General features: G+C 62.2%; 11 protein-coding genes. 8 read left to right on the top strand and 3 right to left on the bottom strand.

What is annotated here, in order from left to right; translation table 11 throughout:
• The first annotated feature begins 51 nt into the window (after window positions 1–51).
• On the top strand, window positions 52–2,121 hold the full coding sequence (locus NDJ82_RS19540) for a TonB-dependent receptor (protein ID WP_250926113.1): 2,070 nt from the start codon (window positions 52–54) through the stop codon (window positions 2,119–2,121).
• Between the two features lie 32 nt (window positions 2,122–2,153).
• Here NDJ82_RS19540 and NDJ82_RS19535 read toward each other — a convergent pair whose 3' ends face one another.
• From NDJ82_RS19535 to NDJ82_RS19525, 3 genes are all read right to left on the bottom strand, one after another.
• Window positions 2,154–2,369, bottom strand: coding sequence for a hypothetical protein (locus tag NDJ82_RS19535; RefSeq protein ID WP_099584432.1), 216 nt, complete (start codon window positions 2,367–2,369; stop codon window positions 2,154–2,156).
• 234 nt (window positions 2,370–2,603) lie between these two features.
• Window positions 2,604–3,710: an agmatine deiminase gene (aguA, locus tag NDJ82_RS19530; RefSeq protein WP_250926112.1), complete on the bottom strand. Its 1,107-nt coding sequence runs from the start codon at window positions 3,708–3,710 to the stop codon at window positions 2,604–2,606.
• A gap of 122 nt (window positions 3,711–3,832) precedes the next feature.
• Window positions 3,833–6,733 carry an aminotransferase gene (locus tag NDJ82_RS19525; protein ID WP_250926111.1) on the bottom strand — a complete coding sequence of 967 codons (2,901 nt, stop codon included), beginning with the start codon at window positions 6,731–6,733 and terminating at the stop codon, window positions 3,833–3,835.
• A 147-nt stretch (window positions 6,734–6,880) separates the two neighbouring features.
• Here NDJ82_RS19525 and rfbB point away from each other — a divergent pair, with 147 nt between their 5' ends.
• From rfbB to NDJ82_RS19490, 7 genes are read left to right on the top strand one after another with little or no spacing between them, the layout of a single operon-like run.
• Window positions 6,881–7,963 (top strand): dTDP-glucose 4,6-dehydratase, encoded by a 1,083-nt coding sequence (gene rfbB / locus NDJ82_RS19520; RefSeq protein WP_250926110.1) that lies wholly within the window; start codon window positions 6,881–6,883, stop codon window positions 7,961–7,963.
• Window positions 7,960–8,835 carry a glucose-1-phosphate thymidylyltransferase RfbA gene (rfbA, locus tag NDJ82_RS19515; RefSeq protein ID WP_112192960.1) on the top strand — a complete coding sequence of 292 codons (876 nt, stop codon included), beginning with the start codon at window positions 7,960–7,962 and terminating at the stop codon, window positions 8,833–8,835. Before rfbB ends, rfbA begins: the two co-directional genes overlap by 4 nt.
• On the top strand, window positions 8,832–9,377 hold the full coding sequence (gene rfbC / locus NDJ82_RS19510) for a dTDP-4-dehydrorhamnose 3,5-epimerase (RefSeq protein WP_250926109.1): 546 nt from the start codon (window positions 8,832–8,834) through the stop codon (window positions 9,375–9,377). The genes rfbA and rfbC overlap by 4 nt, the downstream gene beginning before the upstream one ends.
• Window positions 9,374–10,243 carry a dTDP-4-dehydrorhamnose reductase gene (rfbD, locus tag NDJ82_RS19505; RefSeq protein ID WP_250926108.1) on the top strand — a complete coding sequence of 290 codons (870 nt, stop codon included), beginning with the start codon at window positions 9,374–9,376 and terminating at the stop codon, window positions 10,241–10,243. Before rfbC ends, rfbD begins: the two co-directional genes overlap by 4 nt.
• Window positions 10,244–10,279: 36 nt before the next feature.
• Window positions 10,280–12,088: a sensor histidine kinase gene (locus tag NDJ82_RS19500; protein ID WP_099584425.1), complete on the top strand. Its 1,809-nt coding sequence runs from the start codon at window positions 10,280–10,282 to the stop codon at window positions 12,086–12,088.
• The gene (locus NDJ82_RS19495) at window positions 12,085–13,461 is read left to right on the top strand and encodes a sigma-54-dependent transcriptional regulator (protein WP_099584424.1); all 1,377 of its coding nucleotides are present in this window, start codon (window positions 12,085–12,087) and stop codon (window positions 13,459–13,461) included. The genes NDJ82_RS19500 and NDJ82_RS19495 overlap by 4 nt, the downstream gene beginning before the upstream one ends.
• Window positions 13,462–13,487: 26 nt before the next feature.
• The gene (locus NDJ82_RS19490) at window positions 13,488–13,943 is read left to right on the top strand and encodes a YiiD C-terminal domain-containing protein (RefSeq protein WP_099584423.1); all 456 of its coding nucleotides are present in this window, start codon (window positions 13,488–13,490) and stop codon (window positions 13,941–13,943) included.
• The last annotated feature ends 23 nt before the right edge of the window (window positions 13,944–13,966 follow it).

The raw sequence follows: 13,966 nt of genomic DNA, 5'->3' as shown, positions 1-13,966 counted from the left end.
GCATTACCATTAGCGCGCTTTTCTTCCCAAACACTTTGGATACATTTCCCCATGCCTGCCCCTCGCCTGACGCCCATCACTCTTGGGCTCTCTGTTCTGTTGTCTGCCGGTTTTGCCTGTGCGGCCACCACCTTGCCCGAAACCTCGATCAGCGCCGAAGCTGACGAAGACGACCCGCGTGTCAAGGCAACCAGCACTGCGACACGCACCGCCACTGCGGTGCGTTATGTGCCCCAGGCCATTGATTCGGTGAAGACCGAAAGCCTGCGCTCCTACGGCACCAACGACCTGGGCCAGGCGTTGAGCGGCATCCCCAACGTGAGCAGCGGCGCCGATACGCGCTTCGACAGTGTGCGCATCCGTGGTTTTGACGCGAGCAATGACTTCTACCTGGACGGCATTCGCGACGACAGCCAATACGTGCGCGATCTGCATAACATCGAGCGTATCGAAGTGCTCAAAGGGCCGGCGGCAGTGCTTTACGGGCGAGGCGGTCAGGGAGGGATCGTCAACCGCGTGAGCAAGCTGCCAACGGCCGGGCACAAGTCGAGCATCGAGGCACAGGGCGGCAGCAATGATATGCGCAGTCTGTATGCGGACCTGAGCACTGACCCCACCGACAACATCAGCCTGCGCCTGAACATGGGCAACCAGGACAACAACAGCTTTCGCGATGACATCAGCGGTAGTCGCCAACTGTTTGCGCCGTCCATGAGCTGGCAGCTCACGCCTGACCTGAACTGGCTGGTGCAATACGAATACAGCCGCTACAACCGCACGCCGGATCGCGGCGTGCCCGGCGTCAACGGGCGCCCGGCGGATGTGAGCCGCAGCACCACCTACGGCGACGGCCGCGACTACATCGACGACAAAGCTCAGTCCCTGCGCTCCAAGCTGACCTATGAGCTCAACGATAACTGGCAACTGCGCCAGACCCTCGGCGTGTTCAAGCTCGACAGCGATTTCGACAACACCTACCAAACCGCCTACAACCGTTTGAACAACAGCGTGACGCGCCAACGCTGGCAACAGGACCTGACCACCCTCAACATATTCAACAACGTCGAGCTCGAAGGCAGCTTCAGCACCTACGGCCTGGAACACCGCCTGCTCACCGGCCTTGAGCTGGGCAGTCAACGTCGCGATCCGAAGCTGTACAGTGCTGGCCCGACCGTACCGGCGCTTGACCTCAACCGGCCGAATCGTCATCTGAGCCACACCGGGCGCATGAACGTGTCGAGCAACAACCACACCGAAGTCGAAAGCCGCGCCATTTACGTCCAGGACCAATTGCGCCTGAATGATCAGTGGCAAGTGCTGGCCGGCGTGCGTTACGACATGTTTGAAGTGAGCACCAAAAACAAGCTGACCCATATTCAGCAGGAGGTCGACAGCCGCAAGGCCAGCCCACGTTTCGGCCTGGTGTGGACGCCTCTGGAACACCACTCGTTTTATGCGTCATGGAGCAAGACGTTCTCCCCGGCCGGTGGCGGTGTGATCGGCATCACCCCCAACGCCGCCGGCAGCGTCAACGACCTGAGCCCCGAGATGACCAAGCAGAAAGAAATCGGCGTGAAAAGCGACTGGCTCGACGACCGCTTGAGCACCACTCTGGCGGTGTACGAACTGGAACTCTACAACCGCCGCACCAGCGACCCGCTGGACCGTACCATCACCCTGCTCAGTGGCCTGCAACGCTCGCGTGGCGTGGAGCTGACCGCCACCGGCAAGATCGTCGGCAACTGGTCTGTACGCGGCGGTATCGGCGTGCAGGATGCCAAGGTCGAGAAGGACAACAACGGCTTTGAGGGCAAACGCGTCAGCGATGTGGCCAAGCGCAATGCGAGCCTGTTTATCACCTGGAAACCGGAAATGGGCTGGTACGCGGAAACCGGCCTGACGCTGGTGGGCGACCGTTACGCTGACAACCTCAACACCGTGGTCCTACCCGGTTATGGCACTTGGGATGGACTGGTCGGGTTCCGCCATAAGGAATGGGATGTACGGGCGGCGCTGAACAACATCGCCGATAAGACTTACTACGAATCGGCGACTAGCGTGGCGCAGATTCAGCCGGGCGAGCCACGTAACCTGGTGGTAACGGGCACTTACAGTTTCTAAAGCCCGCTCCCACATTTGGCTTTGAGTGTCCTTCAGTTACACATCAACTCACACAACGCATGCACTTCATCCTCGCTGAACAGCCCCACCGGGTAGCGTTCACTCATCACGCTGCGCAGATCCGGCTGCTGCCGGGCCTGCCGCGTGCCGTGCTCCTTCAACCACTGCCCCAGCGCATGGATCGTGTCGTTGTTAACCCGTGAAGGGTGGAAGGTGCGCGTGTACATCGGGTTGATATCGGCGTTCATTTCAGCGCTCTCTCCTACTGCTTGAGCGGCTAACTTACTCAAGGTTTATGACAGAACCGTGCAGTCATCACCTTGGGCCGCTGTGGCAACACCGATACAAGAGCTATGCCAATGTGGCGTATCTACAGGCAGATAGACACAAAAAAGCCCCCGGCCTTACGGGGCCGGGGGCTTGCTGTGGGCGCTGATACCGAGTAGCGCCTCACTTCTGGAAAGGCGCTGTTACAACTGCACTCAGTTTTTGTGCGGGGCCGGTTGCTGTTGGGTCAGGCAGTGGATATTGCCGCCGCCCAGTAACAGTTCACGGCCGGGCACCATCACCACTTCGTGTTGCGGAAACAGGTTCTGCAGGATGGTCTTGGCTTCGCTGTCCAGCGGGTCGTCGAAACTTGGCGCGATGATGCCGCCGTTGACGATCAGGAAGTTGACGTAGGAACCGGCCAACCGCACGGTCGGGTTGCGTTCCTGGGTGCCGTCCACCGGATCGACACCTGCACATTCTTCCTGCGTGGCGTACAGCGGCCCCGGGATCGGCATTTTATGCACTGTAAACGGGCGGCCCTGGGCGTCGGTGTTGCTTTGCAGCACGTCCATGGCCGCGTGGCAGCGTGCGTGGTTCGGGTCTTGCACATCGTCGGTCCAGGCCAGCAACACTTCGCCAGGGCGCACGTAGCAGCAGAAGTTATCCACATGGCCGTCGGTCTCGTCGTTGAACAGGCCATCCGGCAGCCAGATGATCTTATCCACAGCCAGGTTGGCACTCAGCACCGCTTCAATCTCGGCGCGTTCGAGGTGCGGGTTGCGATTGCGGTTGAGCAGGCATTCTTCGGTGGTGATCAGGGTGCCTTCGCCGTCGACATGAATCGAACCGCCTTCCAGCACAAAACCTTCGGTGCGGTAACGCGGCGCACGTTCGATTTCGAGGATCTTGCCGCCCACCTGTGAGTCGCGATTCCACGGCGAGTACAGCCCGCCATCAAAACCGCCCCAGGCGTTGAAATCCCAGTTCACGCCGCGCACTTCGCCGCTGTTGTTGATCACGAACGTCGGGCCGGTGTCGCGTACCCAAGCGTCGTCGCTGGACATTTCCACCACACGAATATTCGGCACGTCCAAACGGGCGCGGGCGTTTTCATACTGGCCGGCAGAAACCGCCACGGTCACCGGTTCAAACCGTGCAATGGCCTTGGCCACCGCCACGTGCGCCGCCTGCGCCGGTTTACCACCCAGACGCCAGTTGTCCGGGCGCTCGGGCCAGACCATCCACGTTTGCGTCTGTGGCGCCCATTCGGCGGGCATGTGGAAGCCATCGGCGCGGGGTGTGCTGTGCAGGGTGGTCATGGCGATCAGGGCTCCGAATGGGGGTAGAGGCCGACTTTATAACGGATAAAAATCGGCTTTAAAAGCAATCAAACAGCATGATCGATAAATATGACAGGGAATAACCGATAACAATCGATTAATCACAAGTGTTCATCGAGCACCTTCGACAGCATGTCGACAAAAAAGTCCACGCTCCGTTTAGACGTCACCATCGGCGGCTTGATTTTGAGGATGTTCAGGTAGTCACCGGTCGGTTGCATGAAAATCCCCAACTCGCGCAGACGGTCGCACAGCAGCGTGGTCTCTTCAGTCGCTGGCTCCAGGGTTTGCCGATCGCGCACCAACTCCAGGCCCAGATAAAAACCGGAACCGTGAACCGCGCCCACCAAGGGGTGGCGATCAATGAGTGCTTCCAAGCGCGCCTTGAAATGCCCGCCTACCTCTTGGGCGTTTTCCCACAATTTTTCTTCCTCCATCACGTCCAGCACCGCCATGCCGATGCGGCAACTCACCGGGCTGCCCCCTGAGGACGAGAAGAAATACCCTTCAGCCTCCAGCGCCTCGGCAATGTCTCGACGCGTAATCACGGCGCCGAGTGGCTGGCCGTTGCCCATGCCCTTGGCCATGGTAATGATGTCGGGCACCACGCCCTGCTCTTCAAAGCCCCAGAAGAAATGCCCCATGCGGCCGTAACCCACCTGCACCTCATCGGCGATACACACGCCGCCCTGGGCGCGAACCAACCCGTACACCTGCTGCAAATAACCCGGCGGCAGAGAGATGCCACCGGCATTGCCGTACACCGGCTCACAGATAAACCCGGCCAACTGACGTTTGCTTGCGGCGATTTTCGCCAGGTTATGTTCCACGCTTCGTACGTAGTCCGGCGCGCTGTCCTGCCCACGGAATTCACCGCGATAAGTATTCGGCGCAGTCACCGGGTGCACCCAGTCCGGGCGGCTGCTCAGCGCCTGGGGGTTGTCGGCGATCGAGGTGGACACCGCATCCGCCGCCACTGACCAGCCGTGATAAGCCTCCAACACACTGAGCATGTCGCGCCCGCCGCTGTAGGCCCAGGCCAGGCGGATGGCCAGGTCGTTGGCCTCGGTGCCGCTGTTGACCAGGAATACCCGGTCCATGCCCGCCGGCGCCAACGCCAGCAAGCGCTCGGAAAACTCGGCAATTGCGGCATAGTGAAACCGCGAGTTGGTATTGAGCAGCGACCATTGCCGCGCCGCCACCGCCGCCATGCGTGGGTGGCCATGGCCCAGCACCGCGACGTTATTGAGCATGTCCAGGTAGGACCGGCCCTGCATGTCGATCAGGTGGTTGCGCCAGCCGCGTTCGATGCGTGGCGGATCGACGTAATAGTGTTTTTGCGACCGGGCAAAACTGGCGTCACGGCGGGCCAGCAGCGCGTGAGGGTCCAGCTCCGGTTCGGCATCGCATGCCAGCCCCAGCAAGGCGGCGGGCGATGGGCACAAGGCTTGCCAGGCCAAGGCGCGAGACGGCGTGCAAAACAGCGGCGGTTCGAGTTCGGCACGGCACAGTTGCACGGTCAGCGGCGCATGAACCTCGCCCAGAACCTGCCCTTTTACCAGCAATGAGCCCGGTTTTAATGAGGTGTTCACTCCCCATAGCCGCACGCTCAGCTCGACGCCTCGCACACTCACAAGGCCATCGCCGCCCTGGTGCAGCGTCCCGGCAAAAGGCACTTCCAGCAACGTGCCATGGGGCAAATGCAGCTCTACATGGAGCGCGAAAGTGTCTGGCTCGGCGGCGCTGTCCGGGCAGGTACGCGACAGCCGGTACTGCCCATACCGACTGGCCGCCAACCCATGCACGGTTGCGGCTTCATCCAATAACCGACGGTCAACCCCCGGGGTTTCCCAATTGCCCGCCTCGAAATGCGGACTGAGCACGCCCAGGTCGATCAGCGCAAACTCCCGCCCCACCAGACCGGGGAGCAACGGGGCGAAGTCATCGCTGGCAATCGGCGCCAGCGTCTCGCCAACACTGCTGAGAATCGCAGCCGCCATCAATTCAAATGGCACCGACGTTGCTACATGGAAAATTTCCCACTCGTGTTCGGCGTTTTTCAACAGGTAGGCGTTATCCGGATCCAGGCGCTGCTGCTGTTCGCTGCTCAGCACCAGCACTGCCGCACGGGCGACGATCAGCGGCCACAGCGCCTGCAATTCCTCACGTTGCAGCGGCGTAACCGCATGACACGCCTGGACCGCCGGCAGGATGGCAAACGGGTCGCCATCGGCATGGTGCAACAGGGCGGCGCAGGTCACCGACAGGTCGGCAATGCGCCAGGTGTGCACCAGGTCGCCGAAATCGATAACGCCCTGAAGTTGCCAGTGCCGCTGGGCATCGCGTTGCCACACCACATTGTCGTCAGTGATGTCCATGTGCACGGCCTGCCACGGCAGGCGCTCGGCCAAGGGGCGGATGCGCGCTTCAACCTGTTCGGCGATCTGTTCCAGCGCGGCCCGGTGGGGCAGGTTTTCCAGGGTGGCCAACAGGTGGGTGATCAGTTCACTGGCATGGCGCGGGTCCCATTGCAGGGTGCGCTCCAGGCCAGGGTGGGTGAAGCCAGCCAGCGCGAGGCTCATGCGACCGCACAGGTCACCGAAGCCTGCAATCACATCGCGCCCCAGATGCGGCAGATGGGTCAACGGCTGGCCGTCGATGTAGTCCAGCAACCGCAGGTGCAGGGTCTGGCCGTCGAGCGTCACGGTCAGCAGCTCCTCACCGCTCAGTGCTTTGATGACCTTGGGCACGCGCACGCCCTGCAATGTGTTGAGGGCCGCGTGCTGGGCATGCAACTCCACCGCCGCGTAGTCGCCCCGGCAGATTTTGAGAACAAACCGGCCACGGGAGCTGTCGACTTTGTAATTGAGGTCTTGCTGACTGCCCAGTGACTGCAACGTGCCACTAAGGCCGTAATGCTGCGCAAGGAGTTGAGCCGCCTGATCGGGGCCTACTTGCGGGCAGGATAGACTGGCACGGTGGATCAACGTGGCGAGCAGCATGGGGGTGGCCTCAATTTTTTAGACGTGTATATCGCCATTGTTCGGGGGGCTTGCGCAACCCCCACACACAGACCGCCCTGACCAGCGCCATAACACCCGCTATGCTCCACTCACTGAACGTCCGTCTAAGGAAAAAGGGCCCCCGTCATGCGCATTCTCATTACCGGTGGCGCCGGTTTTATCGGTTCTGCTTTGATACGTCACCTGATTCAGCACACCGAGCATGAAGTGCTCAACCTCGACAAACTCACCTACGCCGGCAATCTGGAATCGCTGACCAGCATCGCGTCCGATAGCCGCTATGAGTTTGTCCAGGCCGACATCATCGACCAGGCCACCGTCAGCGCCGTGCTCGCGCGCTTCGAGCCCCACGCGATCATGCACCTGGCCGCTGAATCCCACGTCGACCGTTCGATTGACGGTCCGTCGGATTTTATCCAGACCAATATCGTCGGCACCTACAGCCTGCTGGAAGCTGCACGAGGCTACTGGCAAACACTGTCCGGGCCGGACAAGAGCGCGTTTCGCTTCCACCATATTTCGACCGATGAGGTCTACGGCGACCTCCACGGCGTGGACGATCTGTTTACCGAAACCACGCCCTACGCGCCCAGCTCGCCCTACTCGGCCAGCAAAGCCGCGTCCGACCACCTGGTCCGCGCCTGGCAGCGCACCTATGGTCTGCCCGTGCTGCTGACCAACTGCTCGAACAACTACGGCCCCTTCCACTTTCCTGAAAAGCTGATCCCGCTGGTGATCCTCAACGCCCTCGCGGGCAAGCCGTTGCCGGTCTATGGTGATGGTTTGCAAGTGCGCGACTGGTTGTTTGTAGAGGACCATGCGCGTGCGCTGCTCACCGTCGTGACGCACGGCGCGGTCGGCGAGACGTACAACATCGGCGGCCACAACGAGCAAAAGAACATCGACGTCGTGCGCAGCATCTGCCGCTTGCTGGAGGAATTGGCACCCCGACACCCGCAGGGCGTCGAGCACTACACCGACCTGATCACGTTCGTGAAAGACCGTCCAGGCCACGACCAACGCTACGCGATCGACGCCAGCAAAATCGAGCGCGACCTGGGTTGGGTACCCGAAGAAACCTTTGAAACCGGGCTGCGCAAAACCGTGCAGTGGTACCTCGATAACCTGGAATGGTGCCGAAGGGTCCAGGATGGCAGTTATCAGGGTGAACGATTGGGCAACACCGACATGAGGGATCTGATCGCATGATGAAAGGAATCGTATTGGCCGGTGGCTCCGGCACGCGCCTGCACCCCATCACGCTGGGTGTCTCCAAACAACTGCTGCCGGTCTACGACAAGCCGATGATCTACTACCCGATCTCGGTACTGATGCTGGCCGGCATCAAGGAGATCCTTGTGATCTCCACCCCGGCGGACTTACCGCAATACCGCAACCTGCTGGGTGACGGCAGCCAGTTTGGCGTGACCTTCAGCTACGCCGAGCAACCGAAGCCGGACGGGCTGGCGCAAGCCTTCCTGATTGGCGAGCAGTTCATCGGCAACGACCCCGTATGCCTGATCCTGGGCGACAACATTTTCCACGGCCAGCGCTTCAGCGAGCAGTTGCATGCGGCGGTGAATCGCGGCAAAGGCGCCACGGTGTTTGGCTATTGGGTCAGAGATCCGGAGCGCTTCGGCGTGATCGACTTCGACAGCGAAGGTCGCGCCCTGTCCATCGAAGAAAAACCCGCCGTGCCGAAATCCAGCTATGCCGTCACCGGCCTGTATTTCTACGACAATGACGTGATCAACATCGCCAAGGCGGTCAAACCCTCCGCCCGAGGTGAACTGGAAATCACCGACGTCAACAACGCTTACCTCAAGCGCGGTGACTTGCAGGTGGAGCGCTTTGGTCGGGGTTTCGCCTGGCTGGATACCGGCACCCACGACAGTTTGCTCGACGCCTCGCAGTACGTGCAGACCATCGAGCGCCGCCAGGGCCTCAAAGTGGCGTGCCTTGAAGAAATCGCCTATGGCAACGGCTGGATCGACCGCGCTCACCTGCTCGAACGCGCCAAATACTTCGGCAAGACCGGTTATGGCCAGTACCTGTATTCCCTGGCGGGAGACAACCAGTGAATGTCGTCGATACATCGCTTCCCGGCGTCTTGATCCTCGAACCAAAAGTGTTCGGTGACGAACGCGGTTTTTTCTACGAAAGCTTCAACGCCCGGGCCTTTGCCGAGGCCACCGGGCTCAAGCGCGAGTTTGTGCAAGACAACCACTCGCGCTCGCAAAAAAACGTGCTGCGGGGCCTGCATTACCAACTGGAGCACACCCAAGGCAAACTGGTGCGTGTCACGGCGGGCGAAGTGCTCGACGTCGCCGTGGACATTCGCCGCAGCTCGCCGAACTTCGGCCAGTGGGTGGGCGTACGCCTGTCGGCGCAAAACCACCTCCAGTTGTGGGTGCCGGAAGGGTTTGCCCATGGGTTTGTAGTGCTGAGCGACTACGCCGAGTTCCTGTACAAGACCACCGACTACTACCAACCGAGCGCCGAGCGCAGCATCCTGTGGAATGACCCGACGCTGGCTATCGACTGGGAGCTGACCGAGCCGCCCCGACTGTCCGCCAAGGACCAGGCGGGCAAACTGCTGATGGAGGCCGATCTGTTCCCATGAAGATTCTGATTACCGGCCAACGTGGCCAAGTCTCCCAGGCACTGCAACAGCACCTTCAGGGGCTGGGCGAACTGATTGTGCTCAGCCGCGAGCAGCTCGACCTGGCCAAACCGCAGCAGATCCGCGAGCAAACCCGCGCCCATCGCCCCGACCTGATCATCAACGCCGCCGCCCACACGGCGGTCGATCAGGCCGAAAGCGAACCGGACGCCGCCTTCGCCATCAACGCCATCGCCCCCGGCATCCTCGCCGAGGAAGCCAAGGCCCTGGGCATTCCGCTGATTCACTACTCCACCGACTACGTGTTCGACGGCAGCAAGGCTGCGCCCTACACCGAGGTCGACACGCCGAACCCATTGGGCGTGTACGGCCAGAGCAAGCTGGAGGGCGAGCAGGCGATTGCAGCGGTGGGCGGCGAATACCTGATTCTGCGCACCAGCTGGGTCTACTCCAACACGGGCAAGAATTTCCTGCTGACCATGCAACGTCTGCTGCAAGAGAAACCGCAGATGCGCATCGTGGCTGACCAGATTGGCGCGCCAACATGGGCCGGTACCATTGCCGGCAGCACCCGCGCATTGATCGAGCGTTGGCAGGCCGGCGAGATCGGCGAATGGGGCGTCTACCACCTGACGGCCCAAGGTGAGACGTCGTGGTTCGGCTTCGCCCAGGCGATTGGCGAGCACCTGCGCGCCGAAGGGAAACAGTGTGCTGAACTTGAGGCGATCCCCTCCTGCGCCTACCCGACGCCCGCCAGGCGCCCACTGAACTCGCGCCTCGATTGCCGCCGCCTGCAGCAACAGTGGCACGTCAGCCAGCCAGACTGGCAAGACGCATTGCGCGAGTGTCTTGCACAGCAGCACTAGGCATAATGCGCCTGTACCCACAGGCGCACGACTCCCATGACTCCATCCCTTCCGCGAAGACCCCGCTGGCGCAGCCTCGCCCTGCTGGCGTTGTGCCTGGCACCGCTGCTGTGGCCGTTGGAGCACTTGGCCGAGCGCTACTACCGCAGCGAACTGGCCGGGCAGAACCGCCAGACCCTCGACCTGTACGTCGCCAACCTGCTGGGCACCCTGCACCGCTATGAAGTGCTGCCACAGATCCTGGGCGATTTACCCGCCCTGCGCACCGTGCTGGAGGCGCCGAACGTCAGCAGCCACCAGGTCAACGCCAACCTGCTGCTCAAGGACGTCGCCGCCCAGGCCGGGGTGGAAGTGATGTACCTGATGGACACCACCGGCAAGACCCTCGCCGCCTCGAACTGGGATAAACAGGACAGTTTTGTCGGGCGCAACTTCTCGTTCCGCCCCTACTTCAGCGAAGCCATGGCCGGGCGCCTGGGGCGGTTTTTCGGCCTGGGGACTACGTCGGCCAAACGCGGTTACTTCTTCGCCGCCGCCGTGCGCGAGGGTGACAAAATCATCGGCGTGCTGGTGGTCAAGGTCGACCTGGACCACACCGAAAGCCTGTGGGGCAACACGCCTGAACAACTGCTGGTCACCGACCACAACGGTGTGGTGATCCTCACCTCGCGCCCGCAATGGCGGTTCCGTGCCACTCGGCCACTGACTGACGAAGAACGCCAGGCGATCATTGCGATCCAGCCCTACCCGACCCGCGACCCACAGCCGCTGAGCCTGAGCAGCACCGCGTGGCTGCGCCAATCCACGGCCATCGCCGAGACCGGCTGGAATGTGGAAATCCTCGCGCCGCAATCCTTGATCAGCCGCCCGGTGCGCACGGTGGTTGCGGTGGGCGGCGCCACGCTGCTGGTGCTGATGTTGCTGCTCGGTTTGATGATGCAACGACGCCGCCATTACCTGGATCGCATCGCGTTTGAAGCCAAGGCGCGTCGCGAGCTGGAAGCCCGAGTGGTCGAACGGACCAGCGATCTGGAAGGCCTGAACCGGCGGCTCAAACAAGAAGTGCTGGAGCGCGAACACGCCCAGCAGGAACTGGTGCGCGCCCAGGATGATCTGGTGCAAGCGGGCAAGCTGTCGGCGTTGGGCACCATGTCGGCGAGTATCAGCCACGAACTCAATCAGCCCCTGGCCGCGATTCGCAGCTACGCGGAAAACGCCGAGATCCTGCTGGACCATGAACGCACCGCCGATGCGCGGGGCAACCTCAAGTTGATCAGCGAACTGACCGGGCGCATGGCCTCGATCATTGCCCACCTGCGTGCCTTCGCCCGACGCGACCGGCATGCCCCGGAGAGCGTGGCCCTGCAACCGGCGCTGGACGACGCGCTCGCGCTGTTGGCCAAGCGGCGGCGGTCGATGGAAGTGGAGCTGATCCGTGATCTGCCGGAAGCAACGCTGTGGGTGCAGGCCGGCGAAACCCGTCTGCGCCAAGTGCTGGGCAACTTGCTGGCCAACGCTCTCGACGCCCTCACCGAAAAAGGCCCACCGCGCAGACTCTGGCTGAGTGCCGAAACCACCGCGCAGGGCGTCAACCTGTACATCCGCGACAATGGCCCAGGGTTTTGCATGGAAGCGCTGGGCCGCGCCAGCGAGCCGTTTTACACCACCAAGACCCGCACCCAGGGCCTGGGGTTGGGCCTGGCGATCTGTGAGACCCTGATGCGTGCCTTTGGCGGCGAACTGTCGTTCGCCAACCACAAGGAAGGTGGCGCGCTGTTAACCCTGAAATTGCGTGCCGGCTCGCCGGGCGTCAGTCTGCAACCGTCCGAGGACCGCAGTGTATGAGTATCGATAACCAGATTCAGGTGGTGTTGATCGACGACGATCCGCACCTGCGTCAGGCCCTGTGCCAGACCCTGGACCTGGCCGGGCTGAAAGTCCTGACCCTGGGCGAAGCCACCGGCCTCACCGCGCGCCTGTCGCGGGACTGGCCGGGCGTCGTGGTCAGCGACATCCGCATGCCCGGCATGGACGGCCTGGAACTGCTGGCTGAACTCCACGGCCAGGACCCCGACCTGCCGGTGCTGCTGATCACCGGCCACGGCGACGTGCCGCTGGCGGTACAGGCCATGCGCGCCGGCGCCTATGACTTCCTTGAAAAACCCTTTGCCAGCGATTCGCTGCTCGACAGCGTACGTCGCGCTCTGGCCCTGCGCCGCCTGGTACTGGACAACCGCAGTCTGCGTCTGGCCCTCAGCGACCGCCAGCAACTGAGCACGCGCCTGGTAGGCCACTCGCCACAGATGCTGCGGCTGCGCGAGCAGATCGGCGCACTGGCGGCGACCAAGGCCGACGTGCTGATCCTGGGTGAAACCGGCGCCGGCAAAGAAGTTGTGGCCCGTGCACTGCACGACCTGTCGAGCCGCCGCAGCGGCCCGTTTGTGGCGATCAACGCCGGTGCCCTGGCGGAATCGGTGGTGGAAAGCGAACTGTTCGGCCATGAACCCGGCGCCTTTACCGGGGCGCAGAAACGCCGCATCGGCAAGTTCGAATTTGCCAACGGCGGGACCTTGTTCCTCGATGAAATTGAAAGCATGAGCCTGGATGTACAGGTCAAACTGCTGCGCCTGTTGCAGGAGCGCGTAGTAGAACGCCTGGGCGGCAATCAACTGATCCCGCTGGATATCCGTATCATCGCCGCCACCAAGGAAGACCTGCGCCAGTCGGCCGACCAGGGCCGTTTCCGCGCCGACTTGTATTACCGTCTCAACGTCGCGCCGCTGCGCATTCCGCCGCTGCGCGAGCGCGGTGAAGATGCGTTGATGCTGTTCCAGCACTTCGCCGACGAAGCCAGCAGCCGCCACGGCCTGACGTTGCACGAGCTGCAGCCGGGCCAACGCGCATTGTTGTTGCGTCACAACTGGCCGGGCAATGTGCGGGAATTGCAGAACGCCGCCGAGCGCTTTGCGCTGGGCCTGGAACTGGCACTCGACAGCACGCCGGACAATACCGCCAGCAACGTGCTGACTTCAACGCCAGGCGGCTTGAGCGAGCAAGTCGAGCAGTTCGAGAAAAGCCTGATCGCCGCCGAACTGACCCGCCCCCACAGCTCCATGCGCAGCCTCGCAGAAGCCCTCGGCGTGCCGCGCAAGACCTTGCACGACAAACTGCGCAAGCACGGCCTGAACTTCGCCAACCAAAGCGCTGACGACGAATGACCCTGCCCACCCACCAAGAGGCCCCCATGAGCCGCGACAGCCGTTACCTGGAATCCGTCCTGCACCACGACATCCCCCTGACCCGTGAAATGGGCCTCAAGGTGCTCGACTGGCAAGGCGGGCAACTGCGGCTGCACCTGCCCCTGCAAGCCAATATCAACCACAAGAGCACCATGTTCGGCGGTAGCCTCTACTGCGGCGCGGTGCTGGCCGGTTGGGGCTGGCTGCACCTGCAACTGCGCGAGGAAGGGGTTGAAGACGGGCATATCGTGATTCAGGAAGGGCAGATCAGTTATCCACTGCCAGTGACGCGGGATGCGACCGCTGTGTGCGCGGCGCCGGAGGAGAAAGTGTGGAAGCGCTTTTTGGCGACCTACAAGCGCTACGGCCGGGCGCGCTTGGCGCTGGAGACGTGGATTGTGAATGAGGGCGATGAGGAACACGCAGTGGCCTTCACCGGCCAATACGTCCTGCACCGCTAGAAGCCAATACACAAAAAATGTGG

This window comes from Pseudomonas sp. SR18, assembly GCF_023701505.1.
Lineage (GTDB): Bacteria > Pseudomonadota > Gammaproteobacteria > Pseudomonadales > Pseudomonadaceae > Aquipseudomonas > Aquipseudomonas cyclaminis.
The sequence above is the reverse complement of the archived record's forward strand: the minus strand, read 5'-3'. Positions and strand labels throughout refer to the sequence as shown.

What these genes read in the sequence shown, in the direction of transcription:
- NDJ82_RS19540 (WP_250926113.1), top strand. Translation starts at nt 52, where the DNA reads ATGCCTGCCCCTCGCCTGACGCCCATCACTCTTGGGCTCTCTGTTCTG.
- NDJ82_RS19535 (WP_099584432.1), bottom strand. Translation starts at nt 2,369, where the DNA reads ATGAACGCCGATATCAACCCGATGTACACGCGCACCTTCCACCCTTCA.
- rfbA (WP_112192960.1), top strand. Translation starts at nt 7,960, where the DNA reads ATGATGAAAGGAATCGTATTGGCCGGTGGCTCCGGCACGCGCCTGCAC.
- NDJ82_RS19525 (WP_250926111.1), bottom strand. Translation starts at nt 6,733, where the DNA reads ATGCTGCTCGCCACGTTGATCCACCGTGCCAGTCTATCCTGCCCGCAA.
- NDJ82_RS19500 (WP_099584425.1), top strand. Translation starts at nt 10,280, where the DNA reads ATGACTCCATCCCTTCCGCGAAGACCCCGCTGGCGCAGCCTCGCCCTG.
- rfbB (WP_250926110.1), top strand. Translation starts at nt 6,881, where the DNA reads ATGCGCATTCTCATTACCGGTGGCGCCGGTTTTATCGGTTCTGCTTTG.
- NDJ82_RS19490 (WP_099584423.1), top strand. Translation starts at nt 13,488, where the DNA reads ATGAGCCGCGACAGCCGTTACCTGGAATCCGTCCTGCACCACGACATC.
- rfbD (WP_250926108.1), top strand. Translation starts at nt 9,374, where the DNA reads ATGAAGATTCTGATTACCGGCCAACGTGGCCAAGTCTCCCAGGCACTG.
- aguA (WP_250926112.1), bottom strand. Translation starts at nt 3,710, where the DNA reads ATGACCACCCTGCACAGCACACCCCGCGCCGATGGCTTCCACATGCCC.
- NDJ82_RS19495 (WP_099584424.1), top strand. Translation starts at nt 12,085, where the DNA reads ATGAGTATCGATAACCAGATTCAGGTGGTGTTGATCGACGACGATCCG.